Origin of the sequence: Streptomyces sp. NPDC001270 (assembly GCF_042896695.1) — a bacterium.
Taxonomy (GTDB): domain Bacteria; phylum Actinomycetota; class Actinomycetes; order Streptomycetales; family Streptomycetaceae; genus Streptomyces.
In genome coordinates this window covers 170,523-194,623 of the sequence record NZ_JBIAXM010000010.1, presented here as the reverse complement: position 1 = coordinate 194,623, position 24,101 = coordinate 170,523, and the positions used below count along the sequence as shown (strand labels likewise).

General features: G+C 70.9%; 19 protein-coding genes and 5 tRNA genes. 14 read left to right on the top strand and 10 right to left on the bottom strand.

Annotated elements, in window-relative coordinates:
• Positions 1 to 18 precede the first annotated feature (18 nt).
• The 3 genes from ACFY2B_RS19110 to ACFY2B_RS19100 all read left to right on the top strand — a co-directional run bounded on the left by ACFY2B_RS19110 (position 19) and on the right by ACFY2B_RS19100 (position 4,464).
• The gene (locus ACFY2B_RS19110) at positions 19 to 2,427 is read left to right on the top strand and encodes a polysaccharide lyase 8 family protein (RefSeq protein WP_390764261.1); all 2,409 of its coding nucleotides are present in this window, start codon (positions 19 to 21) and stop codon (positions 2,425 to 2,427) included.
• Between the two features lie 154 nt (positions 2,428 to 2,581).
• Positions 2,582 to 4,201, top strand: coding sequence for an acyl-CoA carboxylase subunit beta (locus ACFY2B_RS19105; RefSeq protein ID WP_390764260.1), 1,620 nt, complete (start codon positions 2,582 to 2,584; stop codon positions 4,199 to 4,201).
• Positions 4,202 to 4,266: 65 nt separating this feature from the next.
• On the top strand, positions 4,267 to 4,464 hold the full coding sequence (locus ACFY2B_RS19100) for an acyl-CoA carboxylase subunit epsilon (RefSeq protein WP_376533224.1): 198 nt from the start codon (positions 4,267 to 4,269) through the stop codon (positions 4,462 to 4,464).
• A 174-nt stretch (positions 4,465 to 4,638) separates the two neighbouring features.
• Here the strand turns inward: ACFY2B_RS19100 and ACFY2B_RS19095 are convergent, their stop codons facing one another.
• The 8 genes from ACFY2B_RS19095 to ACFY2B_RS19060 all read right to left on the bottom strand — a co-directional run bounded on the left by ACFY2B_RS19095 (position 4,639) and on the right by ACFY2B_RS19060 (position 15,392).
• Positions 4,639 to 5,220 (bottom strand): ATP/GTP-binding protein, encoded by a 582-nt coding sequence (locus tag ACFY2B_RS19095; protein ID WP_200262884.1) that lies wholly within the window; start codon positions 5,218 to 5,220, stop codon positions 4,639 to 4,641.
• Positions 5,201 to 5,770, bottom strand: a complete 570-nt coding sequence (locus ACFY2B_RS19090) for a DUF742 domain-containing protein (protein WP_376533225.1) — start codon at positions 5,768 to 5,770, stop codon at positions 5,201 to 5,203. Before ACFY2B_RS19090 ends, ACFY2B_RS19095 begins: the two co-directional genes overlap by 20 nt.
• Positions 5,771 to 5,863: 93 nt before the next feature.
• Positions 5,864 to 6,277, bottom strand: coding sequence for a roadblock/LC7 domain-containing protein (locus tag ACFY2B_RS19085; RefSeq protein ID WP_376533226.1), 414 nt, complete (start codon positions 6,275 to 6,277; stop codon positions 5,864 to 5,866).
• 10 nt (positions 6,278 to 6,287) lie between these two features.
• On the bottom strand, positions 6,288 to 9,515 hold the full coding sequence (locus tag ACFY2B_RS19080; RefSeq protein ID WP_390764259.1) for a nitrate- and nitrite sensing domain-containing protein: 3,228 nt from the start codon (positions 9,513 to 9,515) through the stop codon (positions 6,288 to 6,290).
• A 431-nt stretch (positions 9,516 to 9,946) separates the two neighbouring features.
• Positions 9,947 to 10,522, bottom strand: a complete 576-nt coding sequence (locus tag ACFY2B_RS19075) for an ATP/GTP-binding protein (RefSeq protein ID WP_376533228.1) — start codon at positions 10,520 to 10,522, stop codon at positions 9,947 to 9,949.
• Complete coding sequence (locus tag ACFY2B_RS19070) at positions 10,503 to 10,901, bottom strand: DUF742 domain-containing protein (RefSeq protein WP_121890765.1); 399 nt, start codon at positions 10,899 to 10,901, stop codon at positions 10,503 to 10,505. Before ACFY2B_RS19070 ends, ACFY2B_RS19075 begins: the two co-directional genes overlap by 20 nt.
• 108 nt (positions 10,902 to 11,009) lie before the next feature.
• Entirely contained in the window at positions 11,010 to 11,423 is a 414-nt protein-coding gene (locus ACFY2B_RS19065; protein ID WP_037654657.1) for a roadblock/LC7 domain-containing protein, read from the bottom strand.
• Positions 11,424 to 11,432: 9 nt separating this feature from the next.
• Positions 11,433 to 15,392: a nitrate- and nitrite sensing domain-containing protein gene (locus ACFY2B_RS19060; RefSeq protein WP_390764258.1), complete on the bottom strand. Its 3,960-nt coding sequence runs from the start codon at positions 15,390 to 15,392 to the stop codon at positions 11,433 to 11,435.
• Between the two features lie 580 nt (positions 15,393 to 15,972).
• Between ACFY2B_RS19060 and ACFY2B_RS19055 the strand changes: the two genes are divergently transcribed.
• The 3 genes from ACFY2B_RS19055 to gltX all read left to right on the top strand — a co-directional run bounded on the left by ACFY2B_RS19055 (position 15,973) and on the right by gltX (position 18,799).
• Positions 15,973 to 16,161, top strand: coding sequence for a hypothetical protein (locus ACFY2B_RS19055; protein ID WP_390764257.1), 189 nt, complete (start codon positions 15,973 to 15,975; stop codon positions 16,159 to 16,161).
• Positions 16,162 to 16,533: 372 nt separating this feature from the next.
• The gene (locus ACFY2B_RS19050; RefSeq protein WP_376533231.1) at positions 16,534 to 17,319 is read left to right on the top strand and encodes a fumarylacetoacetate hydrolase family protein; all 786 of its coding nucleotides are present in this window, start codon (positions 16,534 to 16,536) and stop codon (positions 17,317 to 17,319) included.
• On the top strand, positions 17,312 to 18,799 hold the full coding sequence (gene gltX, locus ACFY2B_RS19045; RefSeq protein ID WP_390764256.1) for a glutamate--tRNA ligase: 1,488 nt from the start codon (positions 17,312 to 17,314) through the stop codon (positions 18,797 to 18,799). Before ACFY2B_RS19050 ends, gltX begins: the two co-directional genes overlap by 8 nt.
• A gap of 59 nt (positions 18,800 to 18,858) precedes the next feature.
• On the opposite strand, the gene ACFY2B_RS19040 is transcribed toward gltX, so the two are convergent.
• Positions 18,859 to 19,143: a type II toxin-antitoxin system RelE/ParE family toxin gene (locus ACFY2B_RS19040; RefSeq protein WP_390764255.1), complete on the bottom strand. Its 285-nt coding sequence runs from the start codon at positions 19,141 to 19,143 to the stop codon at positions 18,859 to 18,861.
• Between the two features lie 109 nt (positions 19,144 to 19,252).
• Between ACFY2B_RS19040 and ACFY2B_RS19035 the strand changes: the two genes are divergently transcribed.
• From ACFY2B_RS19035 to ACFY2B_RS19010, 6 genes are all read left to right on the top strand, one after another.
• Complete coding sequence (locus ACFY2B_RS19035) at positions 19,253 to 19,984, top strand: HAD family hydrolase (protein WP_390764254.1); 732 nt, start codon at positions 19,253 to 19,255, stop codon at positions 19,982 to 19,984.
• A gap of 90 nt (positions 19,985 to 20,074) precedes the next feature.
• Positions 20,075 to 20,146 (top strand) — tRNA-Gln (locus tag ACFY2B_RS19030).
• A 40-nt stretch (positions 20,147 to 20,186) separates the two neighbouring features.
• A tRNA-Glu gene (locus tag ACFY2B_RS19025) sits at positions 20,187 to 20,259 on the top strand.
• Between the two features lie 27 nt (positions 20,260 to 20,286).
• Positions 20,287 to 20,359 (top strand) — tRNA-Glu (locus ACFY2B_RS19020).
• 21 nt (positions 20,360 to 20,380) lie between these two features.
• A tRNA-Gln gene (locus ACFY2B_RS19015) sits at positions 20,381 to 20,452 on the top strand.
• A gap of 28 nt (positions 20,453 to 20,480) precedes the next feature.
• A tRNA-Glu gene (locus ACFY2B_RS19010) sits at positions 20,481 to 20,553 on the top strand.
• Between the two features lie 379 nt (positions 20,554 to 20,932).
• On the opposite strand, the gene ndgR is transcribed toward ACFY2B_RS19010, so the two are convergent.
• Positions 20,933 to 21,649: an IclR family transcriptional regulator NdgR gene (ndgR, locus tag ACFY2B_RS19005; protein WP_039656563.1), complete on the bottom strand. Its 717-nt coding sequence runs from the start codon at positions 21,647 to 21,649 to the stop codon at positions 20,933 to 20,935.
• A gap of 190 nt (positions 21,650 to 21,839) precedes the next feature.
• On the opposite strand from ndgR, the gene leuC reads away from it, so the two are divergent.
• A complete protein-coding gene (gene leuC / locus ACFY2B_RS19000) occupies positions 21,840 to 23,270 on the top strand; it encodes a 3-isopropylmalate dehydratase large subunit (protein ID WP_390764253.1) in 1,431 nt (476 codons plus the stop codon).
• A 15-nt stretch (positions 23,271 to 23,285) separates the two neighbouring features.
• Positions 23,286 to 23,879, top strand: coding sequence for a 3-isopropylmalate dehydratase small subunit (gene leuD, locus ACFY2B_RS18995; protein WP_390764252.1), 594 nt, complete (start codon positions 23,286 to 23,288; stop codon positions 23,877 to 23,879).
• Positions 23,880 to 24,101 lie beyond the last annotated feature (222 nt).

Here is a 24,101-nt window from a genome sequence, read left to right as displayed (position 1 = left end):
GTGGTAGACCGCAGGGGCATGACTGCGGACATCACCCCTACGCGTCGCACTTTTCTGGCCGGAGCCCTCGCCGCGGTGGCCACGGCGACCGGCTCGCCGGCGGCGGCCGGTCCCGGCGGCGTCCCTGCTCCCGGCCCCGCCGCCGACCCGGACGGCCGTGCGTACGGCGCCCGTGACGCCGACGACGCCTATGACGGCCTCCGTCGGCGCTGGCTGGATATCGCCCTCGGTACCGGCTACGACCCGGCCGCCGAGCCCTACGCCTCCCGGCTCGCCGCGACCGGCGAACGGGCCCGCGCCTTCCGCGCCGGCCTGGCACCCACGCCCACCTCCCTGTGGCCGGACCACCCCTTCGACCCGCCCGCGGGCATCACCCAGAGCTACAGCCGCCTGTGGACGATGGCCCAGGCATACGTGCAGGACGGCACCGGATCCACCGGCGACACGGGCCTTCTCACGGACGTCCTGCGCGGCCTCGACCATCTCTCCGGCACCGTCTACAGCCCCGCCACCACCCGCTACGGCAACTGGTGGGAGTGGCAGATCGGCAGCCCCCGCCTCCTGCTGGACATCACGGCCGCCCTCCACGACCACCTGGGAGAGGCCAGGATCGCCGCCGCCTGCGCGGCCGTCGACCACTTCATCCCGGACGCCCTGCTCGCCGACTACTCCGGCACCTCCACCGGGGCCAACCGGGTCGACCTGTGCCGCTCCGTCGCCCTGCGCGGCGTCCTCGGCCGGGCCGCCGACCGCCTCGCGCTCGCCCGGGACGCGCTCTCGCCCGTCTTTCCGTACGTCACCCAGGGGGACGGCCTGTACGCCGACGGCTCCTTCGTCCAGCACACCTGGGTGGCCTACTCCGGTACGTACGGCCAGGTGCTCCTCGACGGTCTCGGCCGGCTGTTCGCGCTGCTGGCCGGTTCCGCCTGGGAGGTCACCGACCCGGCCCGGCAGAACGTCCTCGACAGCGTCGAACACGCCTACGCGCCGCTGATCCACGACGGGCTGATGATGGACGGCGTCAACGGACGTGCCATCAGCCGGGGATACCTCAAGGACGACGACCTGCACGTCATGCGCAGCGACCACTTCCACGGGCAGGGGATCGTCGCGGCCGTGGCGCTGCTCGCGGCGGGGGCGGACACCGCGGCGCGGGAACGCTGGTACGGGCTGGTCAAGGGCTGGATCGAACGGGACACCGTCACCCCGGTCCTGACGGCACCCCAGTTCGGCACCGCCGAACTGGCGCGGCTGCACGCCGTCGCCGACTCACCGGTGCCCGCCGCGCCCGAACCCGTCGGCCACCGTCTGTTCGCGGCCATGGACCGGGCCGTGCACCGCCGGCCCGGCTTCGTGGCCTCGCTCTCCCTGGCCAGCGACCGGATCACGCACTACGAGTGCGGCAACGGCGAGAACCCGCGGGGCTGGCACACGGGCGCCGGGATGCTCTACTGGTGGGCCGACGGCACGGACGGGCGGGCCGGCCGGAGCGATCAGTACACCGACTGGTTCTGGCCGACGGTGGACTGGTACCGGCTGCCCGGCACGACGGTCTCCACCCGGCCCCTCGCCGACCGGGCCGGCGGCGAGTGGGGCGCACCGCGACCCGATGTGCGCTGGGTCGGGGGCGTCACGGACGGCGAGTACGCGGCGGTCGGACAGCACCTGAGGGGCCTCGGTTCGACCCTGCGGGCCCGCAAGTCGTGGTTCTTCCTCGCCGACGAGGTGATCTGCCTGGGCGCGGGGATCAGCTGCGCCGACGGCGTCCCGGTCGAGACCGTCGTGGACAACCGGAACCTGGGGGAGGACGGCACACAGGTCTTCGTACGCGGGCGCCACTGGGCCCATCTGGAGGGCCACGGTGGCTGGATCCTGCCGTACGGCGGCACGCTGCGCACCCTGCGCGAGGACCGCACCGGCGCCTGGTCGGACATCAACAGCACGAGCACCACCGAGCGGCGCACCCGGCGCTGGCAGACCCTCTGGCTGGACCACGGCACCGACCCGGTGGACGCCGGTTATGCCTACGTCCTGCTGCCCGGTGCGACCCGGCGCGAGGTCGTCGCCCGTGCCGCCGAACCGGGCCGGCTGTCCGTGCTCGCCAACGACGCCCGGTGCCAGGCGGTCCGGGTGCCCGCCCTGGGGCTGACCGCGGCCACCTTCTGGCAGGCGGGCACGGCGGGCCCGCTGACCGCATCGGCGGGCGCGAGCGTGCTGGTCCGGATGGACGGCCGTACCGCTAAGCTCTGCGTGAGCGAGCCGCCGCGCACGGGTGAGCCGCTGGAGATCGTCTGGGACCACCCGGTGCGGTCGGTGGTCCGGGCCGACGACACCGTGGAGGTGCTCGCCGCAGGCGGCCGTTTGAGGCTCCGTGTCACTCCGGGGATGGCATGTGCCGGGCACGAATGTGAGGTGGCGCTCCGGTGACGGCTTTGTGGCATCTCCACAACGGAGATGGCCTCTGAGCAGTCGGAACGGCTGCATCACCGTGCGGATCTGTTCAGGGGTACCAGGAAAACGGGTCGGAGACTGTACGGAGTCGACGGCTCGCTTTCCTCGGTGTCCTTCGTAAGGTCGCTACATGACCGTTTTGGAAGAGACGACGGGTGACACGGCCGGCGAGGCCGTGGGCGAGGCGGACGGCGAGCCGACGGACGCGCGCGGGCGGGTCGCCGAGTTGCACGTCATCCGTGCGCAGGCGCTGGCGGGTCCCAGCGAGAAGGCGACCGAGGCGCAGCGCGCCAAGGGCAAGCTGACCGCCCGGGAGCGGATCGAGCTGCTCCTGGACGCGGGGTCCTTCCAGGAGGTCGAGCAGCTGCGCCGGCACCGGGCGTCCGGCTTCGGCCTGGAGGCCAAGAAGCCCTACACGGACGGTGTGATCACCGGCTGGGGCACGGTGGACGGCCGTACGGTCTTCGTCTACGCCCACGACTTCCGGATCTTCGGCGGGGCGCTCGGCGAGGCGCACGCCACGAAGATCCACAAGATCATGGACATGGCCATCGCGGCCGGTGCCCCGCTGATCTCCCTCAACGACGGCGCCGGCGCCCGCATCCAGGAGGGCGTCTCGGCGCTGGCCGGCTACGGCGGAATCTTCCAGCGCAACACCAAGGCGTCCGGGGTCATCCCGCAGATCAGCGTGATGCTCGGCCCGTGCGCGGGCGGCGCGGCCTACTCGCCGGCGCTCACCGACTTCGTCTTCATGGTCCGTGACACCTCGCAGATGTTCATCACCGGGCCCGACGTGGTCAAGGCGGTCACCGGCGAGGAGATCACCCAGAACGGCCTCGGCGGCGCGGACGTGCACGCCGAGACCTCCGGCGTGTGCCACTTCGCCTACGACGACGAGGAGACCTGCATCGCGGAGGTGCGCTACCTCCTGTCGCTGCTGCCGCAGAACAACCGGGAGAACCCGCCGCGGGTGGAGTCGACCGACCCGGTCGACCGGCGCAGCGACGTCCTGCTCGACCTGGTCCCGGCGGACGGCAACCGGCCCTACGACATGGCCAAGGTCATCGAGGAGATCGTCGACGACGGCGACTACCTGGAGGTCCACGAGCGCTGGGCCCGCAACATCATCTGCGCGCTGGCCCGCATCGACGGCCAGGTCGTCGGCATCATCGCCAACCAGCCGCAGGTGCTGGCGGGCGTACTGGACATCGAGGCGAGCGAAAAAGCTGCACGCTTTGTCCAGATGTGTGACGCTTTTAACGTTCCGATCATCACCTTCCTGGACGTCCCGGGATTCCTCCCCGGCGTCGACCAGGAGCACGGCGGGATCATCCGGCACGGCGCGAAACTCCTCTACGCCTACTGCAACGCGACCGTGCCGAGGATCTCGCTGATCCTCCGCAAGGCGTACGGCGGCGCCTACATCGTGATGGACAGCCAGTCCATCGGTGCGGACCTCACGTACGCGTGGCCCACCAACGAGATCGCCGTGATGGGTGCCGACGGCGCGGCCAACGTCATCTTCCGCCGGCAGATCGCCGGGGCCGACGACCCCGAGGCGATGCGGCAGAAGATGGTCAAGGAATACAAGGCCGAGCTGATGCACCCGTACTACGCCGCCGAGCGCGGCCTGGTCGACGACGTCATCGACCCGGCCGAGACCCGCGAGGTGCTGGCCAGGTCGCTGGCCATGCTGCACACCAAGCACGCCGACCTGCCCTCGCGCAAGCACGGCAACCCCCCGCAGTAACCCGGTGGATCCGCGGTGACCCACGTGCCGGCCCGCGGGAACCTCTCTCACGGAGACTGACAGCCATGAATGATCCCGATATCCGCGTCGAGAAGGGCCACGCCGAGCCCGAGGAGGTCGCCGCCATAACGGCGATCCTGCTGGCCCGCGCCGCCGCCCGTAGCTCCGAGCCGACCCCGGCGCACCGCGGCCGTGCCAAGGCGGGCTGGCGCCGCCTGGAGCGCGAGCCCGGCTTCCGGGCCCCGCACAGCTGGCACGGCTAGACCGCGCCGCCTTCCCCCGTACGAAAGGGCCCCTCCACTGCGGAGGGGCCCTTTCGGCATGTACCAGGGACGGACGCGTCCCTTCAGGACGCGGGGAGCCGCGCGGCCGGCCACGGACCATCCGTGGCCGGCGTACGGCCGGCAGGGCGGCCCGGTGGCCGGGGCCGCGGGTCGCTAGCGCAGGCGGGCCATGAGTGCGTGCTCCACGAGCGTGATGAGCGCGCTCTTGGCGTCGGCCCGGTGGCGGGCGTCGGTCGTGATGATCGGGGTGTCCGGGCCGATCTGGAGGGCCTCGCGGACCTCGTCGGGGGTGTACGGCTGATTGCCGTCGAAGCCGTTGAGGGCGATGACGAAGGGGAGACCCGAGTTCTCGAAGTAGTCGACGGCGGGGAAGCAGTCGGCGAGGCGTCGGGTGTCCACCAGGACGACCGCGCCGATGGCGCCGCGGACCAGGTCGTCCCACATGAACCAGAACCGGTCCTGGCCGGGCGTGCCGAACAGGTAGAGGATCAGGTCCTGGTCGAGCGTGATGCGGCCGAAGTCCATGGCGACCGTCGTGGTCGTCTTGTCCCCGGTGTGGGTGAGGTCGTCGATGCCGGCCGAAGCGGACGTCATGACGGCCTCTGTGCGCAGCGGGTTGATCTCCGAGACAGCGCCGACGAACGTGGTCTTACCCACGCCGAAGCCGCCCGCCACCACAATCTTCGCTGAGGTGGTGGAGCGGGAAGGACCGCCGCTAGAGCTTGCGAAGTCCACTGAGCACCCTTTCGAGCAATGTCACGTCTGGCTGGCCGCCGGCGTTCTCGTCGCCGCCGGGCTGATGGATGGCGACCAGGCCCGCCTCCGCCAAGTCGGCGACGAGGATCCTGGCCACGCCGAGGGGAATGGTCAGCAGCGCCGAGATCTCGGCGACCGACTTGATCTCTCGGCACAGGTGGCAGATCCGCTGATGCTCGGGCAACTGGCCCTGCATCTGGTGCGGCTGCGCGGTGGTGTGCACCAGCGCCTCGATGGCGAGCTGGTACCGCGGGCGGGTCCGGCCGCCGGTCATGGCGTACGGACGCACCAAGGGGTTGTTCGCCGCCATGGCGGGCGCCGGCTCGGGACGGCGCTGCGGCTGGACCGGCTGGATGCGCGGGGCCGGCGGCTGGTCGTACGGTGAAGGGCCGGGGCCCTGCGGTGCGTACGGCTGCCGGTGACTCGGGGTGGAGGGGAAGTTGTACCGGTTCGTCGAACCGTCACCCTGGCCCTGGGCAGGGCCGTACGACCAGTTGCCTGCCGACGAACCGCTTGGGGGTGTTGCCACTTTCTCCTCCTCCGACCGTGCCGGGCACCCGTCCCTGGGAGCCGCGTCCCGAAACCTTACGGCTCCGGAAGGCGAAAACGCACCGTCTGTCTGTTAGTTGAGAAGGCTGCCCTGGAGCTCCGCACGCAGATCCGGGGTGAGAACCGTGCCTGCGCGGTCCACCAAAAGTGCCATCTCGTACCCGATGAGGCCGATGTCCGCCTCCGGGTGTGCCAGGACTGCGAGCGACGAGCCGTCGGAGATGGACATGATGAAGAGGAATCCCCTCTCCATCTCCACAACTGTCTGGTTCACCGTGCCCCCCTCGAAGATCCGGGAGGCGCCTGCCGTCAGTGACGTCAGCCCGGAGGCGACGGCCGCGAGCTGGTCGGCGCGGTCGCGGGGGAAGCCTTCGGACATCGCCAGAAGGAGTCCGTCGGCGGAGACCACCACCGTGTGGGACACCCCCGGGGTGTTGTCCACGAAGTTGGTGATCAACCAGTTCAGGTTCTGTGCCGCCTGGCTCATCGGGCTCACACTAACGCTCCTGGTCGTAGGTGCTGTCAGGACCGAAGCCCTGGCCATTCGTTTCACCGCCTGCGCCAGCGTTGCGTCCGCGCTGGACGCCCCGACGCAGGTTGCTCAGCCTGCCCCGGATGTCCTCCGGGGCTCGGGAGACCTGTGGGCCTCCCTGGTGGGTGGCTTCCGCGGCGCCCTCGACCAGGTTGGCCTTGGGCACCCGCCGCGGCAGGCCGGAGGGGGTGACCCCGCCTGCCTTGGGCTTGCGCAGCTGCGAGGCGTGCTGCCAGCGCTCGTCGTTCGCCGAACGCCAGCCACCGTCCCCGTCGTTCTCCGGTGCGGACTCCGGCGTCTCCTGGTGCCCGGCCGCCCCGTCGAGCGGGCCGTTGCCGTTCGGACCGCTCGCGATGGTTCCGCGGCGGGGCAGCCCGGCGTCGGTCAGCTCGTGGACGGCGGAGGAAGCCGGTCCCGGACGGTCGAAGCCTACGCGGTCCCGCTCCGTCACGTCACCGGCCTGCGAAGATTCCGCTTCGGGAGCGTACGGGCCCGGATATCCGTTCTGGTAGCCGTCCCGCTGGGGCCAGTCATCCTGGTGGGGCTGCTCGCCGAAACCGGGGAAGGCGCCGGCCGCCTCGCCGGGCGCGCTCGCCTGCTGCTCCTGGGCGGGCTCCGCATACGCCTGCTGCGGGTAGCCGCCGTTCGGGGTGAACGTGCCGCCCTGCGGGAGGCCGCCGTCGGTCGCGTAGTACTGCTCGCCGTACGACGGCGGGCCCGGCTGCTCGTACGCCGGCTGCGGGTCGTACGGCGCGGGCTGCTGCTGGTAGCCCGTACGGCCGCTGTCGTACGTCTGTGCGTCGAACCCCTCGGCGTAGGAGGGCGCTCCGGGTGTCTCCTGCCCGCCCTGGGGGAGCGCACCCGTGTCCTGCGCCTGGCCGCCGAGGGCCGCGCGGCGCTCCCCGCGTTTCAGGGAGCGGCCGACCGGGTCCAGTTCCCGGATGTCGTCGGGGACGTCGGGGTAGCGGCTGTCGTCGAAGCCGAGTTCCGCCGCGGTGCGCATCGGCAGCTGCTGACCGGGGTGCTCGCCCGGGAACGGCTGCTCCGGGATGATCTGCGAGACCGTGAACTCGCGGTTCAGCGGCTGCTGCCCGCGACCACCGTGGGTGATCGCGTCGGGGAGCATGACCAGCGAGGTGGTGCCGGCCTGCTCGCCGGAGGGCCGCAGCTGGACCCGGATGCCGTGCCGGTCGGACAGCCGGCCGACCACGAACAGGCCCATGCGCTGGGAGATCGCCGCGTCCACGGTCGGCGGGTTGGCCAGCTTGTGGTTGATGTCCGCGAAGTCCTCGGCGGTCAGGCCGATGCCCTTGTCATGGATCTCGATCATGACCCGGCCGTCGGGCAGCCGGGTCGCGGTCACCCGCACCTTGGTCTGCGGCGAGGAGAACGTGGTGGCGTTCTCCAGCAGCTCGGCCAGCAGATGGACGAGGTCGGTCACCGCGCGGCCGTGTATCTCGGCCTCCGGTACGCCGGACAGCTCGATGCGCTCGTACTGCTCCACCTCGGAGGAGGCGGCGCGCAACACGTCGACCAGCGGGACCGGCTGGTCCCAGCGGCGGCCGGGCTCCTCGCCCGCGAGGACGAGCAGGTTCTCGCCGTTGCGGCGCATACGGGTCGCCAGGTGGTCCAGCCGGAAGAGGCTCTCCAGCTGGTCCGGGTCGGCCTCGTTGTTCTCCAGGTCGGTGATCAGGGTCAGCTGGCCCTCGATCAGCGACTGGTTGCGGCGGGAGAGGTTGGTGAAGATCGCGTTGATGTTGCCGCGCAGCAGGGCCTGCTCGGAGGCGAGCCGGACGGCCTCGCGGTGGACCTGGTCGAAGGCGCGGGCGACCTCGCCGATCTCGTCGGTCGAGGCGATCGGGATCGGCGCGACCCGGGTGTCGACCCGGCCGGGGTCGGTGCGGGAGAGCTGGTCGACCAGCATCGGCAGGCGCTGCTCGGCGATGCCGAAGGCGGCGTTGCGCAGCCGGCGCATCGAGCGGCTCATCTGCCGGGCGACGGCGCCGGCCAGGAGGAACGCGACGAACAGAGCGACCACGATCGCGGCACCGGTGACGAACGCGGAGGTCCGGGCGTCGCCGGCGATGCCCGCGGCCTCGCTCACCGCCTTGTCGGCCAGGTCCGACTCGATCGTGCGGTACGCGTCGTACTTGAGGGTGTTGACCGCCCACCAGTTCTGCGCGGTGATGCCCTTCTGGGCCAGCGCCTGGCGGGCGGCGGTGCCGGTGTCGGGCAGCGAGGCCACGGCCGAGACCATCGTGGTCGGGTTGGCCGGCGGGGCGACGTACTTCGGGTCCTTGGCCTTGGCCTGCTGGGCCAGCGCGGCGCCGTCGGTCCTGATCTTCTTCTCGGCGTCGGTGAGCTTCTGCGCGTCCGCGTCGGTACCGCCGCCCACGTACTCCTCGACGGCTATCCGCTCCAGATAGGCGTACGACGACAGGGCCACCCGCTGGGTGGCCAGGTTGGGGGCGTCCGGGCCCGGCTTGATCAGCAGGTGCATGCCGATGGAGCGTTCGAGGGACAGCGCGGCCTTGGTCAGTGAGATGGCGTAGACGGTACGGCCGTAGGAAGTGATGTTGCCGGTGCCCAGTCCGAGTTCGTTGGCGAACTCCATCAAGGGGTGGGCGATCCCGACATAGCCCTCTTCGGTCCCCACACCGGTGAGTTTCGTGGTGTAGGCCGTCTTGCGCAGGTCCTGGAGCTTGGGCTCCTCTTCGCGGAACAGTTTCAGACGGCGTTCCAGGCCGGCTTTCCGCGGCATGTTCCGCGCGGCCTGGTCGAAGGCGCTGGCGGCCTGGTCGGTTTTCTTGCGGGCGTCGTCGACGGGTGTCTTGTCGGTGTTCAGCAGCAGGGGTGCCACGGAGACGTCGCGCTCGACGTACAGAGCGTCCGCGTAGGTGAGGGCGGCGCGGACCAGGCGCGCGGTGCTCTCCGCGTCCCGGGCCTGCTTCCAGGTGTCGATCGAACTGTTCACCTGGAACCCGCCCATGACCAGGCCGACCACCACGGGTATGAGCAGGATCGCGTTCAGCCGGGTCGGCACCCGCCAGTTGCGTGGGGAGAGGCGGCCGCCGCGCGGCGCGGGAGCGGCCGTCCGCTGAGGACCGGGCAGGGGGCTGGGCGCCGCGGCGCGCGGCGGCGGGGTGAAGTTTCCCCGGGCCGACGGCTCGGGGCCGTTCTTGCTTCGCCTCACTCGACCAACAACCTCTCGGCGGCGGGCACCTACGTCGTGCCGCAGTCTCTCAGAGCCCGATATGTCGACGGACCACTACTCGGTTCCTCAGTACGTCTTTGACTACTGGGCAGTTCAGGCATTCCAGCACGACGACCAGCGCACTTCCAAACAGTGAAGCCAGTGATTTCCGCGTGATCCGAGCCGCAGATAAACCGGTCATAAAGAACAAGCCCCGCCAAAAGGCGGGGCTCTTGTGCGCGCAGCGGGTTCATTCGACCGCGACGCGTATCGATCTGAACCGATTCCTCTGCCGAAACGTTATGAACAGGGGAGCCGACCGTGTCTCAGGCAACAGCCGGATCCCCTGCCGGTACGGCAACTGCCGTAAGCGACTTCCGACTTGAGTCCTACCCTTTCGGCGCGGCCACCCGGGCCGTCTCTCTTCCCTCTTACCTCAGCCGCGCCATGAGCGCGTGCTCGACCAGCGTGATGAGCGCGCTCTTGGCGTCGGCCCGGTGGCGGGCGTCGGTCGTGATGATCGGGGTGTCCGGGCCGATCTGGAGGGCCTCGCGGACCTCGTCGGGGGTGTACGGCTGATTGCCGTCGAAGCCGTTGAGGGCGATGACGAAGGGGAGACCCGAGTTCTCGAAGTAGTCGACGGCGGGGAAGCAGTCGGAGAGGCGTCGGGTGTCCACCAGGACGACCGCGCCGATGGCGCCGCGGACCAGGTCGTCCCACATGAACCAGAACCGGTCCTGGCCGGGCGTGCCGAACAGGTAGAGGATCAGGTCCTGGTCGAGCGTGATGCGGCCGAAGTCCATGGCGACCGTCGTGGTCGTCTTGTCCCCGGTGTGGGTGAGGTCGTCGATGCCCGCGCTCGCGGACGTCATGACGGCCTCCGTGCGCAGCGGGTTGATCTCCGAGACGGCACCGACGAAGGTCGTCTTGCCGACGCCGAAGCCCCCCGCCACCACGATCTTCGCGGAGGTGGTGGCCCGGCCCCCGTCAGAGCTTGCGAAGTCCACTGAGCACCCTTTCGAGCAGTGTCACGTCCGGTGCACCGCCGTTGTTCTCGTCGCCGCCCGGCTGGTGGATGGCGACCAGGCCGGCCTCGGCGAGGTCGGCGACCAGGATCCGGGCCACGCCCAGGGGCATGGTCAGCAGCGCCGACACCTCGGCCACGGACTTCACCTCGCGGCACAGGTGGCAGATCCGCTGGTGTTCCGGGAGCAGCCCCATGAGCGCTGCCGGGTCGGCCGTGGTGCTGATCAGTGCCTCGATGGCGAGCTGGTAGCGCGGCCGGGTCCGGCCGCCGGTCATCGCGTACGGACGTACCAGCGGCTGGTCGCCCTCGTCCCCGTACGGCTCCGCGTACGGATCATGAGAGGCGGTGGGCGGGGTCATGAATCCTCCGGGCGGGACAGCAGGTCGGACAGTCGTGCCTGGCGGGGCCGGTGGGGGGATTGTGGCGGCCGGACGGTGATTTGGTGAGCTGGGTGGATCCGGGGCCGGTCAGTGGAGCAGACTGCCCTGTAGTTCGGCGCGCAGGTCGGGCGTGAGGACGGCGCCCGCGCGGTCGACGAGGAGCGCCATCTCGTAGCCGACGAGGCCGATGTCGCACTCCGGGTGGGCGAGGACGGCGAGGGACGAGCCGTCCGAGATGGACATGAGGAAGAGGAACCCGCGTTCCATCTCCACGACCGTCTGCGCCACGGTGCCCCCCTCGAAGATCCGGGAGGCCCCGGCCGTCAGCGAGGTGAGCCCGGAGGCGACGGCCGCGAGCTGGTCGGCGCGGTCCCGCGGAAACCCTTCCGACATGGCCAGAAGGAGTCCGTCGGCGGACACTACGACGGTGTGGGACACCCCGGGGGTGTTGTCCACGAAGTTGGTGATCAACCAGTTGAGATTCTGTGCCGCCTGGCTCATCTGGCTCAACTAACGCTCCTGCTGGTGAGTGGGGCTCGGGAAGCTGCCGGTCTGGCCGTTGTTGGCCTGGCGACCCTGCGCGATACCCCGACGGAGATTGGTCAGCCGGCCGCGTACGTCATCGGGCGCACGCGAGACCTGCGGACCGCTGTGGTGCTGTTGTTGTTCCTGAGCCGTGCCCGCGACGAGGTTCGCCCGGGGCACGCGGCGCGGCAGACCGGAGGTGGTGACGCCGCCCGCGGCGGGCTGCCGCACCCGCTGGGCCTGCCGGACGAGCTCGTCGTTCGGCGAGCTGCGCCAGGAACTCGTGACGGGACGCTGCGGGTCCCCCGGGAAGGCCGGTTCGCCCTGCGGCTGCTGCTGCGGGGCCGGATCGGCCGGGCCGCCGTCCTGCGGCCGCTCCTGCTGGCCGCCGCGGAACCAGTTGGTCTCCAGCGTGTCGTACAGCGGCGTACGGCCGTCACCGGGAGTGTTCGCCGGGGGCAGCAGTGCCTCCGGCTCCTGCCGCGGTCCGCGCTGGGCCGGCACCGGCGGGCGGGGCGCGCCGAAGTCGGCACCCCGGCCGTTCGCCTGCGGCTGCTCGAACTGGCCCGGGTGCTGCTGGCCCTGCGGCTGGCCCGGCCGGGTGGGCAGCGAGTGCCGACCGGTGGGGCCGTTGTCGTGGCCGGGGGCCGGGAACTGCCCGGTGGGGGCGTTGTCGTAGCCCGGTGCGGGGAACTGGCCCGTGGAGCTGTTGTCGTGGCCGGGGGCCGGGAACTGCCCGGTGGGGGCGTTGTCGTAGCCCGGTGCGGCGAACTGGCCGGTCGAGCTGTTGTCGTGGCCGGGGGCCGGGAACTGGCCCGTGGAGCCGTTGTCGTAGCCCGGCGCGGGGAACTGGCCGGTCGAGCCGTTGTCGTAGCCCGGCGCGGGGAACTGGCCCGTGGTGGACGGGTTCTGCTGTCCGATCGGCCCACCGAAGACGTCGGAGCGGACGAACTGGCCCGAGCCCTGCGGACCGGGCCCGCCGGGCCGCGGGAACTGGCCGCTGTCGCGCTGCGGGGTGTCGAAGCCCGCGTGGGTGAACTGGCCCGTGTTCTGGGCGCCGTTGGCGCCGGTGAAGTCCGGGCGGGGAAACTCGCCGGTGGCGGCCGGATCCTGAGAGGCGTCGGCCGCCGGGACGGCCGGCATCTCCGCCGTCGCGCCGGGGCCCTGGCGGTCGTCGACGCGCGGCATGCGCGAGGTCTGCGCCGGGTCCTGCTCGTCGTGGCCGCGCGGGGCGTCCAGCGAGGCCCGGGACAGCGGCGGCACGCCCTCGTCCCAGCCGGGCGTGCGCGGCTGGGGGTTGCCGCCCGGCAGCTCGGCCCGCGGACCGCCGCGCGGCGGCAGCTGCGGCTGGCGGCCCTGGCCGGCGCCACCGCGCTGCGGGGCGGCGCCACGGCCGCCGAAGACGTCCTGCTGCGGCCCGCCCGTGCCCGCGGCCCGCAGCCCCTGCGGGGCACCCGGCGCCTGACCGCCGAAGGCTCCGGCGCCCGCCCCGGCCGGAGCCGGCCGGTCCTGCCGCGGCCCGCCCGCGCCGCCGGGCCCACCCGGCAGCGCGCCCTGGCCGGTGCCGGGCAGCGCGGCCCGCGGCCCCTGACCCGCGCCGACCTGGCCGCGCGGCCCGCTCCCGGCGCCGAGCCGTCCACCGGCGCTCGCGGCACCGGGACCGAGCGCACCGGCGGGCGCGCCGGCCCCGAGGGCACCGCCGCCGCCCTGGGCGGCGTTGCGCCGGGCCGCGGCCGCGCCGGCGGCGGCCTGCGCGGCGGCCGGACCGCCCGTGGCGGGCACTCCCGGCTTGCCGGCGGGCGCCTTGCCGCCCTGGGCGACATCGACGGGCAGCATGACGAGCGCCGTCGTACCACCGGAGTCGGACGGGCGCAGCTGGATGCGGATGCCGTGGCGCTGCGAGAGCCGGCCGACCACGAACAGACCCATGCGCCGGGAGACGGAGACGTCCACGGTGGGCGGCGAGGCGAGCCGCTCGTTGATCGCCGCGAGATCCTCGGGGGACAGGCCGATGCCGGTGTCGTGGATCTCGATCAGCACCCGCCCGTCGGGCAGCGCGTGACCGGTGACCTTGACCTTGGTCTGCGGCGAGGAGAACGATGTCGCGTTCTCCAGCAGCTCGGCGAGCAGGTGCACGAGGTCGTTGACGACGCGCCCCGCGACCTCGGTGGTCGGCACCGAGGCCAGCTCGATCCGCTCGTACTGCTCCACCTCGGAGGCGGCGGCGCGCAACACGTCGACCAGCGGGACCGGACGGGTCCAGCGGCGGCCGGGTTCCTCACCGGCGAGGACGAGGAGGTTCTCACCGTTACGGCGCATACGCGTCGCGAGGTGGTCGAGCTTGAACAGCGAGGACAGCTGGTCCGGGTCGGCCTCGCGGGACTCCAGTTCGGAGATCAGGGACAGCTGACGCTGGATGAGGCCCTGGGAGCGGCGCGAGAGGTTGGTGAACATCGCGTTGACGTTGCCCCGCAGCAGGGCCTGCTCGGCGGCGAGGCGGACCGCCTCGCGGTGCACGTCGTCGAAGGCCGCGGCCACCTTGCCGATCTCGTCCCGGGAGTGCACACCGACCGACTCCACGGAGGTGTCGACGTCCTGCGGGTCGGACTCGGACAGCTGCTTGACCAGCTCGGGCAGCCGGTCCTGGGCGACCTTGGTGGCGGTGTCCTGGAGCCGGCGCAGCGAGCGGATCATGGACCGGGCGACGACGAAGGCGCCGACCAGGGAGACGCCGAGGACGAGCAGGATCAGCGCACCGGAGATGATCGCGTCGCGCTCGGTGGCGCTGCGCAGCTCGCGGGCCTTCTGCTCCATCTCTTCGAGCAGCGTGTGCTCGATCTTCTGCATCTGCTCGATCTTGGTCGAGCTGTCGTCCACCCAGTCGCGGTAGGAACGCTTCTGGACGCTGAGGCCGTCCTCGCCGCCGAGCGCGCGCTTGGCGTAGGTGTCCGCGGACTCGATGGTCGGGTTGCCCTCGTCGATGGGCTTGAGGAGTTCCTCGGCGCCCTGCCCGGAGTAGAGGCTGCGGAAGATGTTCAGCTCGGAGGACTCGCTCTCCAGCGCGGACTCGCCGTAGAGCCGGTCGTTGTCGGAGAGCGCGCCGACCGTCTTGTTGGTGTCGGGCAGCGCAGCGGCGATGACGGCGCGCTGCACGGACGCGTACTCCTTGGCGGTGGAGAACGCCGCCAGGGCGCGGGTGCGCTGGATCATCTCCGGGTTGCTGGACGCCTCCGCCATGTCCTGCGAGAGGTCGATCAGCTGGGTGATCAGCCGGTGGTACGCCTCGACCGTCTGGGTCGAGTTGCCCTTCTGCTGGTACGCGGTCCGGCGGACCTTGGCCAGGCTGTCCAGCTGGCCGGCCAGGCCGACGAGGCTGTCACGGACACCCGTGAGGTTGCCGTCCTTGCTCGCGGAGTCGATCTGCTCGGAGGCGTTGAGGAAGTTGGTCAGGGCCCGGTCGGTCCGCTGCTCGTAGCCCTTGACCGTGTAGTTGTTCGCGCTCTGGCCGTTGGCCAGCGGTCCGGCCGACTGGTCGCGCTCCTCCTGGAGCGCCGCGGCCAGTTCGGTCGCCTGCTTCGTCATGTCCGTCAGCAGCTTCATGTTGTCGAGCTGCTGGATGTCGTCCATGGACTGGTTGATGCGCAGGCCACCCAGTGTGGTGGCCGCGACGACGGGGAGCGCGAGCAGCGACACCAGACGGGTGGAGATGCGCCAGTTGCGCAGGGCTATTCGTGAACCGGGGCCGGACGGTCCCTTGGCCGGCTTGGCCGCGGGCTTGGGGTTCGACGGCGGCGTGACACCGGGACGCCCGGGGCGCTCTGGGCCGTCACCGGCCGGGGTCGGGCCTGGGTTCTGGGCGTGCTGGGGGGAGGAACCGCGGTCGGTCCCGCCGTGCGGCCCCGGCTCGGCCGGAGCACTGCCATCCCTCTTGAAACGTCCCTGCACTAGCGTCGCAACCTCTGGACCAGGCGCCCCTCCGCGTGAGCGGTGGGACACGGTGTCGGCGTTGTCGGGGAGCGCCCTGAATACGTCCCCCGGGTGGTCGTGAGTGACCGGCGCTGGCTCCCCCTGTCTCGCCGCCACTCGGCGCTGCTTTGCGCCCCCTGAGCGCCGGCTCGATCCTGCGGCGGTCCGTGGAATTCCAGCACAGTGCCGGATCTCCAACAAGGCCCATGGGCGAGCCCGTGAAACCTGTGACGGCGTGTGAGGACAGCGTCACGAGGCGTGGAAAATGATCTCGCCCATAACGGACTTACTCCTGCGAGTTGCCAACGGCGGGTGGGTGTCCCAGTCGCCATGATCAGCAGCGGAATGGCGGGTTCGGGGCTGCAATGTCCGTTTCGTTAGTGCGCGTTGCGGGCCGGAATTGACCGGATTGTGTTCGGATCCGTGAGCAAACTCACATGGCGATCATGCGCACTTCGCGACGGTGCCAGGGAATCGGATGTTTAGCCTGACGCTTTACAAGAGGGAAGTATCTGCCAACCGGCACCGCCGGCCCACACAGGACAGGGTTCCTACCGCCGTGAAGACCACGATGATGTTCCGCACCATAGCCAACCCGCGTCGCACGACTCTCTCCCACCTCGACGACGCCGAGGAGTTGCAGGCGACGGAACATCCGGAGCACTCCCTCGACCTCCCCGCCCACACCGCCAATCCGCGCCGCACGGTACTCGACGAGCTGCCGGCCGCGGCGGTCGCCGCGGAGTAGGCGCGCACGGACCGCCGCACCACCGCGGGGGGCGCACACCCGTCGCCGTACGGCGGTACGCGACTGCCGTGGTAAAGGGGTTCGCGACCGCTGCCGTAGTACGGGGGTCCGTGTCCGCTGTCTTACGTCCTTACGTCATACGGCGGGGTCCGCGACCGCCCTCGTACGGCAGGGGCTCCGCGTCTCTCCCGCGAGCGGCCCCGCGGCCCCTCGTGGCGCGCCGCGGACAGGCGTACCCCGGCAGGCCGTACCCCGCTATATACGCGAGGCCGCGGCCTCCTGTCGCGTTAGCCTGGAGCGTCAGACTCCAGCCGACATCCAGCCGGTCCCCAGCCGACGCGGTCGTCTTCAGTTAAGGGGCGCAAGCAACTCGTGCGCATCGCCAGGTTCTCCATCGACGGGACCGTCGCCTTCGGCGCGGTCGAGGGCGACAAGCAGGACGAACTCGTCCTCGACGTCATCAAGGGCATCCCGTTCACGGACTTCGAGCTGTCCGGCACCAAGGTCCCGCTGAGCAAGGTCAGGCTGCTTCCGCCGGTGCTCCCCAACAAGGTCGTGGCCTTCGGCCGCAACTACGCGGAGCACGCGAGCGAGCTGGGCAACGAGGTGCCCGACGCCCCGTTCGCCTTCTTCAAGCCGTCCACCTCGGTGATCGGCCCCGGCGACGAGATCCAGTACCCGCCGTTCTCCACCGAACTCCACCACGAGGCCGAGCTGGCGGTGGTCATCGGCCGGCTGTGCCGCGAGGTCCCGCGCGAGCGCGTCAAGGACGTGGTCTTCGGGTACACCTGCGCGAACGACATCACCGCCCGTGACGTCCAGAAGCGCGAGAAGCAGTGGGCCAGGGCCAAGGGCTTCGACACCTCCTGCCCGCTGGGCCCCTGGGTGGAGACGGACCTCGACCTGGAGCGCGCGAACGACCTCACCGTCCAGCTCACCGTCAACGGCGAGCAGCGCCAGCTGGGCCGCACCAGCGAGATGATCCACTCCATCGAGGACCTGATCGTCAACATCACCGAGGCCATGACGCTGCTTCCCGGCGACGTGATCCTCACCGGCACCCCGGCCGGGGTCGGCCCCCTCAACGTCGGCGACGAGGTCGCCGTCACCATCGAAGGCATCGGCACTCTCACCAACAAGGTTGTCAAGCGTGGCTAGCGCAGCAGGCTCCACCTCCCCCCGCGTCCGTTTCTGTCCCTCGCCCACCGGTAACCCCCATGTGGGCCTGGTCCGCACCGCCCTGTTCAACTGGGCGTTCGCCCGGCACCACCAGGGCACCCTGGTCTTCCGCATCGAGGACACCGACGCGGCCCGTGACTCCGAGGAGTCGTACGACCAGCTGCTCGACGCGATGCGCTGGCTGGGCTTCGACTGGGACGAGGGCCCCGAGGTCGGCGGCCCGCACGCGCCGTACCGCCAGTCGCAGCGGATGGACATCTACCGGGACGTCGCGGCCAGGCTCCTGGAGGCCGGCCACGCCTACCGCTGCTACTGCTCCCAGGAGGAGCTGGACTCCCGCCGCGAGGCGGCCCGCGCCGCCGGCAAGCCGTCCGGCTACGACGGCCACTGCCGCGACCTGACCACCGAGCAGGTCGCGGAGTACGAGGCCCAGGGCCGCACCCCGATCGTCCGCTTCCGGATGCCCGACGAGACGATCACCTTCACCGACCTGGTCCGCGGCGAGCTGACCTTCACCCCGGAGAACGTGCCCGACTACGGCATCGTCCGGGCCAACGGCGCCCCCCTGTACACGCTGGTCAACCCGGTCGACGACGCCCTGATGGAGATCACCCACGTCCTGCGCGGCGAGGACCTGCTCTCCTCCACCCCCCGCCAGATCGCCCTCTACAAGGCGCTGATCGAGCTGGGCATCGCCCAGGAGGTGCCGGCCTTCGGCCACCTGCCGTACGTGATGGGCGAGGGCAACAAGAAGCTGTCGAAGCGGGACCCGCAGTCCAGCCTGAACCTCTACCGGGAGCGCGGCTTCCTGCCCGAGGGCCTGCTCAACTATCTCTCCCTGCTCGGCTGGTCACTCTCCGCCGACCAGGACATCTTCACGGTCGACGAGATGGTCGCGGCCTTCGACATCGCCGACGTGAACCCGAACCCGGCCCGCTTCGACCTGAAGAAGTGCGAGGCGATCAACGCCGACCACATCCGGCTGCTGGACGTGAAGGAGTTCACGGAGCGTTGCCGCCCGTGGCTCCGGGCCCCGTTCGCGCCCTGGGCACCCGAGGCGTTCGACGAGGCCAAGTGGCAGGCGATCGCCCCGCACGCGCAGACCCGCCTCAAGGTCCTGTCGGAGATCACGGACAACGTCGACTTCCTGTTCCTGCCGGAGCCGGTCTTCGACGAGGCGAGCTGGACGAAGGCGATGAAGGAGGGCTCGGACGCCCTGCTGCGCACGGCCCGCGAGCGGCTGGAGCAGGCCGACTGGGCCTCGGCCGAGGCCCTGAAGGAGGCCGTCCTGGCGGCCGGCGAGGCGCACGGCCTCAAGCTGGGCAAGGCCCAGGCCCCGGTGCGGGTGGCGATCACCGGCCGCACGGTCGGCCTGCCCCTCTTCGAGTCCCTTCAGGTACTCGGCAAGGAGTCGACGCTGGCCCGGATCGACGCGGCCCTCGCGAAGCTGGCGGCGTAGACACCGGACCATGCGCGAGGGGCGGCACCCGATGCCCGGGTGCCGCCCCTCGGTGCCGGTCACTGCGCGTCGGCCTCGTCGATCAGATAGTGGCTCTCGTCGAAGATCTCCAGCACCACGACGACCATGATCGCGCCGGCCACCATGTACTCCAGCAGCACGCCAGGGGCCACGTACGCCTTGCGCAGGTGCTCGTCCGGTCCCAGCTGGGCGGTCGACGTCTTGCGGAAGGGATCACGGGCCAGGACGCGCACGGCCCTGTCCACCTGGGCCCGGCGTTCCGCGGGCAGGTCCTCGTACGCGGCGCGGGCCTCGACGGTGAACTGGACGCGGTACTCGGTCATGGCTGTGGCTCGGTCTTTCGCTCGTCGGTCCGTCCAAGCTACGGCATCCGCGAGCCCCGGGACGCCGAAAGTACAGACGTGGTCACGGCCCCCGCGTTCCCGTCGCCCCATGAGCATCCGAGCCGTGGTCTGGGACGTCGACGACACGCTGTTCGACCACACCTCCGCCGGCCGGGCCGGGATGCGCGCGCACCTGGCAGCCGAAGGACTGCTCCACCGGTACGACAGCGCGGAGCAGTCCCTCGCGCGCTGGCGGGAGATCACCGACCTCCAGTGGGCGCGGTTCGGCTCCGGCGAGGTCGGCTTCGAGGAACAGCGCCGGGACCGGGTGCGGATGTTCCTGGGCGCGGAGCTGACCGACGGCGAGGCCGAGTCCTGGTTCCTGCGCCACGTCCGGCACTACGAAGCCGCCTGGAGCCTGTTCCCGGACGTGCTGCCCGTCCTCGACGCCCTCGCCGCGAGCCACCGGCACGCGGTGCTGTCCAATTCGAGCATCCGGGTCCAGGACCCGAAGCTGCGCGCGCTGGGCGTGCGCGACCGGTTCGAGGCGGTGCTGTGCGCGGCGGAACTCGGCGTCTCCCAACCCGCGGGCGAGGCGTTCCTGGCGGCCTGCGCGGCCCTGGAACTGCCGCCCCACGAGGTGGCGTACGTCGGTGACCATCCGGAGATCGACGGACGGGGCGCGGCCGAGGCCGGGTTGCTGTCCGTGTGGATCGACCGGGTCGGGACGCCGGCCGACGGCACCGCCGTCGCAGCGGCCCACCGGATCTCCTCGCTGGCCGAACTCCCCCCGATCGTCCACGCCGATACTCGTTTTGGAGCCCCGTCCAGCTTCGGGTAATGTTCTTCCTGCGCCGCGGAGAGCGGGCCGGAAGGCCAAGGACCCGGGCGCACAACTAGAACAAGATCCCCTCCGGGGCTTGCGTTCCAGTGGCCTATGGTGTAATTGGCAGCACGACTGATTCTGGTTCAGTTAGTCTTGGTTCGAGTCCAGGTAGGCCAGCTCGCAGAGCTCATCTGCAGGTGCGGATCTCATCCGCAGAGCCCCCGTTGTGTAGCGGCCTAGCACGCTGCCCTCTCAAGGCAGTAGCGCCGGTTCGAATCCGGTCGGGGGTACGGTCCCGATCATCATGGGACGCTAGGGCCCCCGTTGTGTAGCGGCCTAGCACGCCGCCCTCTCAAGGCGGTAGCGCCGGTTCGAATCCGGTCGGGGGTACTGAATGGTCTAAACCACCATTGGTCTATGGTGTAATTGGCAGCACGACTGATTCTGGTTCAGTTAGTCTTGGTTCGAGTCCAGGTAGACCAGCTTGGATCTGCGGAAACGCAAGATCCTCGCCCCCGTTGTGTAGCGGCCTAGCACGCCGCCCTCTCAAGGCGGTAGCGCCGGTTCGAATCCGGTCGGGGGTACTTGATACGAAGGGCCCGTCACCCCGGTGATGGGCCCTTCGTCGTGTCTCTTCCAAGGGCGTGTCACCCGGGTCGCTCCAGCCGGCCGGTGCCACCCGGCCGGAGTCCCACCCTGAGCCGTACCGCCGCGCGCGCCGATTCGCTTCGCCCGTACCCGCCGCCTCCTCCGTCAACCGGGCGTCGGGCACGGGCAGTTCGGCGTTCCGGCAGGGCGGCGGAACAAGTGCGGCGGGGAAGCGCAGGCGGTCCGCGGACCGGCCGGCGAGGGCGGGACGGCGGGGCCGGGAGCGGGGGAGGGGCTGCCGCGGCGTTGAGGCGGACCCTCCTGGAGCGCTCCCGTACGTTCCCGTGGGTTCCCGTACGGGTCCGGGCGGCGGGCTCAGCCGGAGCGGCGCAGGGCCTCGGAGAGACGCGCGGCGGCGTCGATCACCGCCTGGGCGTGCATCCGGCCCGGGTGCCGGGTGAGGCGCTCGATGGGGCCGGAGACGGACACGGCGGCCACCACACGGTTCGAGGGGCCGCGCACGGGCGCGGAGACGGACGCCACGCCCGGCTCGCGCTCGCCGATGGACTGGGCCCAGCCGCGGCGCCGCACCCCCGACAGGGCCGTCGCCGTGAAACGGGCGCCCTGGAGTCCGCGGTGCAGGCGCTCCGGCTCCTCCCAGGCCAGCAGGATCTGCGCGGACGAGCCCGCCTTCATCGTGAGCGTGGAACCGACCGGGACGGTGTCCCGCAGTCCGGACAGACGCTCCGCGGCGGCCACACAGATGCGCATGTCACCCTGGCGCCGGTAGAGCTGGGCGCTCTCGCCGGTGATGTCCCGCAGATGCGTGAGCACCGGGCCCGCCGTCGCCAGCAGGCGGTCCTCGCCCGCCGCCGCGGCCAGCTCCGCCAGCCGCGGGCCGAGGATGAAGCGGCCCTGCATGTCGCGTGCCACCATGCGGTGGTGTTCCAGCGCCACGGCCAGCCGGTGGGCCGTGGGTCGTGCCAGTCCGGTGGCGCCGACCAGACCCGCGAGGGTGGCCGGACCGGACTCCAGAGCGCTCAGGACGAGGGCCGCCTTGTCCAGAACGCCGACGCCGCTACTGTTGTCCATGCAACGATATTCGCGTCTCACTCTGTGAAACGCAAGTTCAATTTCCGGTGGAACGCGCCACTCTGGAAGACACAGTGGCCCGCGGTCCGGCGGGCTTGGCGACGGACGCCCACGGGACAGGGGCACGGGCGCCGTTTCCAGGGAAATCTCTAGTTGGGCCGGTGCAGCACTGCCGGCCGGAGGGAAAGCGATGGGTAGGACACTCGCGGAGAAGGTCTGGGACGATCACGTCGTCCGGCGCGCCGAGGGCGAGCCCGACCTCCTCTTCATCGATCTGCACCTGCTGCACGAGGTCACCAGTCCGCAGGCATTCGACGGCCTCAGGCAGAGCGACCGCAGGGTGCGCCGTCTCGACCTCACCATCGCGACCGAGGATCACAACACTCCGACCCTCGACATCGACAAGCCCATCGCGGACCCGGTCTCCCGCGCCCAGCTGGAGACGCTGCGCAAGAACTGCGCCGAGTTCGGGGTGCGGCTGCACCCGCTCGGCGACGTGGAGCAGGGCGTGGTGCACGTCGTGGGCCCGCAGCTGGGCCTGACCCAGCCCGGTACGACGGTCGTCTGCGGCGACTCCCACACCTCCACGCACGGTGCCTTCGGCGCGCTGGCGTTCGGTATCGGCACCTCCCAGGTGGAGCATGTGCTGGCCACCCAGACGCTGCCCCTGGCCCGCCCGAAGACCATGGCGATCACGGTCGACGGCGAGCTGCCCGCGGGCGTCGCCGCCAAGGACCTGATCCTGGCGATCATCGCGAAGATCGGCACCGGCGGCGGCCAGGGCTACATCCTGGAGTACCGCGGCACCGCCATCGAGAAGCTCTCGATGGAAGCCCGGATGACCATCTGCAACATGTCGATCGAGGCCGGCGCCCGCGCGGGCATGATCGCTCCCGACGAGACCACCTTCGCCTACCTCAAGGGCCGCCCGCACGCCCCCGAGGGCGCCGACTGGGACGCCGCGGTGGAGTACTGGAAGACGCTGCACACCGACGAGGACGCGGTCTTCGACGCCGAGGTCGTCATCCACGCGGACGCACTCACGCCGTTCGTCACCTGGGGCACCAACCCGGGCCAGGGCGCGCCGCTTTCGGCGTCCGTCCCCGACCCGGCTTCGTACGAAGACGCCTCGGAGCGGCTGGCCGCCGAAAAGGCCCTGGAGTACATGGGGTTGGAGGCCGGACAGACGCTGCGCTCCATCCAGGTGGACACCGTCTTCGTAGGCTCCTGCACCAATGGGCGCATCGAGGACCTGCGCGCCGCCGCGGGCGTCCTCAAGGACCGCAAAGTCGCCGACGGCGTACGGATGCTGGTCGTCCCGGGCTCCGCGCGGGTGGGTCTGCAGGCCGTCTCCGAGGGGCTGGACGTGGTCTTCAAGGAGGCCGGGGCCGAATGGCGGCACGCGGGCTGCTCGATGTGCCTGGGCATGAACCCCGACCAGCTGGCCCCGGGTGAGCGTTCCGCGTCCACCTCCAACCGCAACTTCGAGGGCCGGCAGGGCAAGGGCGGTCGTACCCATCTGGTATCGCCGCAGGTCGCGGCCGCGACGGCGGTCCTGGGCCACCTGGCGTCGCCCGCCGACCTGTCCGAGACCGACATCCGTACGCCCGCCGAAGTCTGAGAGTCGCTGAGGATCATGGAAGCATTCACCACGCACACCGGCCGGGCCGTCCCGCTGCGCCGCGGCAACGTCGACACCGACCAGATCATCCCTGCTCACTGGCTCAAGAAGGTCACTCGGGACGGATTCGAGGACGGGCTGTTCGAGGCATGGCGCAAGGACCCGGAGTTCGTGCTCAACCGCCCCGAGCGGCAGGGCGCCACCGTCCTGGTCGCCGGCCCCGACTTCGGCACCGGCTCCTCCCGTGAGCACGCCGTCTGGGCGCTGCAGAACTACGGCTTCAAGGCCGTGATCTCCGCCCGGTTCGCCGACATCTTCCGCGGTAACTCGCTGAAGAACGGCCTGCTCACAGTGGTGCTGGAGCAGAAGATCGTGGACGCGCTGTGGGAGCTGACCGAGCGGGACCCCGAGGCCGGGATCACCGTCGACCTGGAGCGCCGCGAGGTGCGCGCCGAGGGCGTCACCGCCGCCTTCGAGCTGGACGAGAACTCCCGCTGGCGGCTGCTGAACGGCCTGGACGACATCTCGATCACCCTGCGGAACGAGGCTGACATCGCCGCGTACGAGGCGAAGCGGCCCGCGCACAAGCCGCGGACGCTGAAGGTCTGATTCTCCGGCCCACAACAGGTCGACTTTCGGCCACCTCAACACCCCGTCTGTACCCCCGATCGCCACGATTGGGGGTACAGCCATGTCTGCACCCGAGCGGCCCCGGCGCGTCCCGGGAGATCTTCCAACTCCCCACGTTAGGCGGGCGATTGCCGGGGTAGGCGGGCACCCGGGCAGTGGCTCCTGGTGGGCCCGAGGAGCGCCGCGAGCGGCGCCAGTTGC

Excerpts from the sequence above, each read along its gene's own strand:
- leuC (WP_390764253.1), top strand. The coding sequence starts at position 21,840 with ATGGGTAGGACACTCGCGGAGAAGGTCTGGGACGATCACGTCGTCCGG.
- ACFY2B_RS19035 (WP_390764254.1), top strand. The coding sequence starts at position 19,253 with ATGAGCATCCGAGCCGTGGTCTGGGACGTCGACGACACGCTGTTCGAC.
- ACFY2B_RS19100 (WP_376533224.1), top strand. The coding sequence starts at position 4,267 with ATGAATGATCCCGATATCCGCGTCGAGAAGGGCCACGCCGAGCCCGAG.
- ACFY2B_RS19070 (WP_121890765.1), bottom strand. The coding sequence starts at position 10,901 with ATGACCCCGCCCACCGCCTCTCATGATCCGTACGCGGAGCCGTACGGG.
- ACFY2B_RS19040 (WP_390764255.1), bottom strand. The coding sequence starts at position 19,143 with ATGACCGAGTACCGCGTCCAGTTCACCGTCGAGGCCCGCGCCGCGTAC.
- ACFY2B_RS19085 (WP_376533226.1), bottom strand. The coding sequence starts at position 6,277 with ATGAGCCAGGCGGCACAGAACCTGAACTGGTTGATCACCAACTTCGTG.
- ndgR (WP_039656563.1), bottom strand. The coding sequence starts at position 21,649 with ATGGACAACAGTAGCGGCGTCGGCGTTCTGGACAAGGCGGCCCTCGTC.
- ACFY2B_RS19110 (WP_390764261.1), top strand. The coding sequence starts at position 19 with ATGACTGCGGACATCACCCCTACGCGTCGCACTTTTCTGGCCGGAGCC.
- leuD (WP_390764252.1), top strand. The coding sequence starts at position 23,286 with ATGGAAGCATTCACCACGCACACCGGCCGGGCCGTCCCGCTGCGCCGC.
- ACFY2B_RS19105 (WP_390764260.1), top strand. The coding sequence starts at position 2,582 with ATGACCGTTTTGGAAGAGACGACGGGTGACACGGCCGGCGAGGCCGTG.
- ACFY2B_RS19065 (WP_037654657.1), bottom strand. The coding sequence starts at position 11,423 with ATGAGCCAGGCGGCACAGAATCTCAACTGGTTGATCACCAACTTCGTG.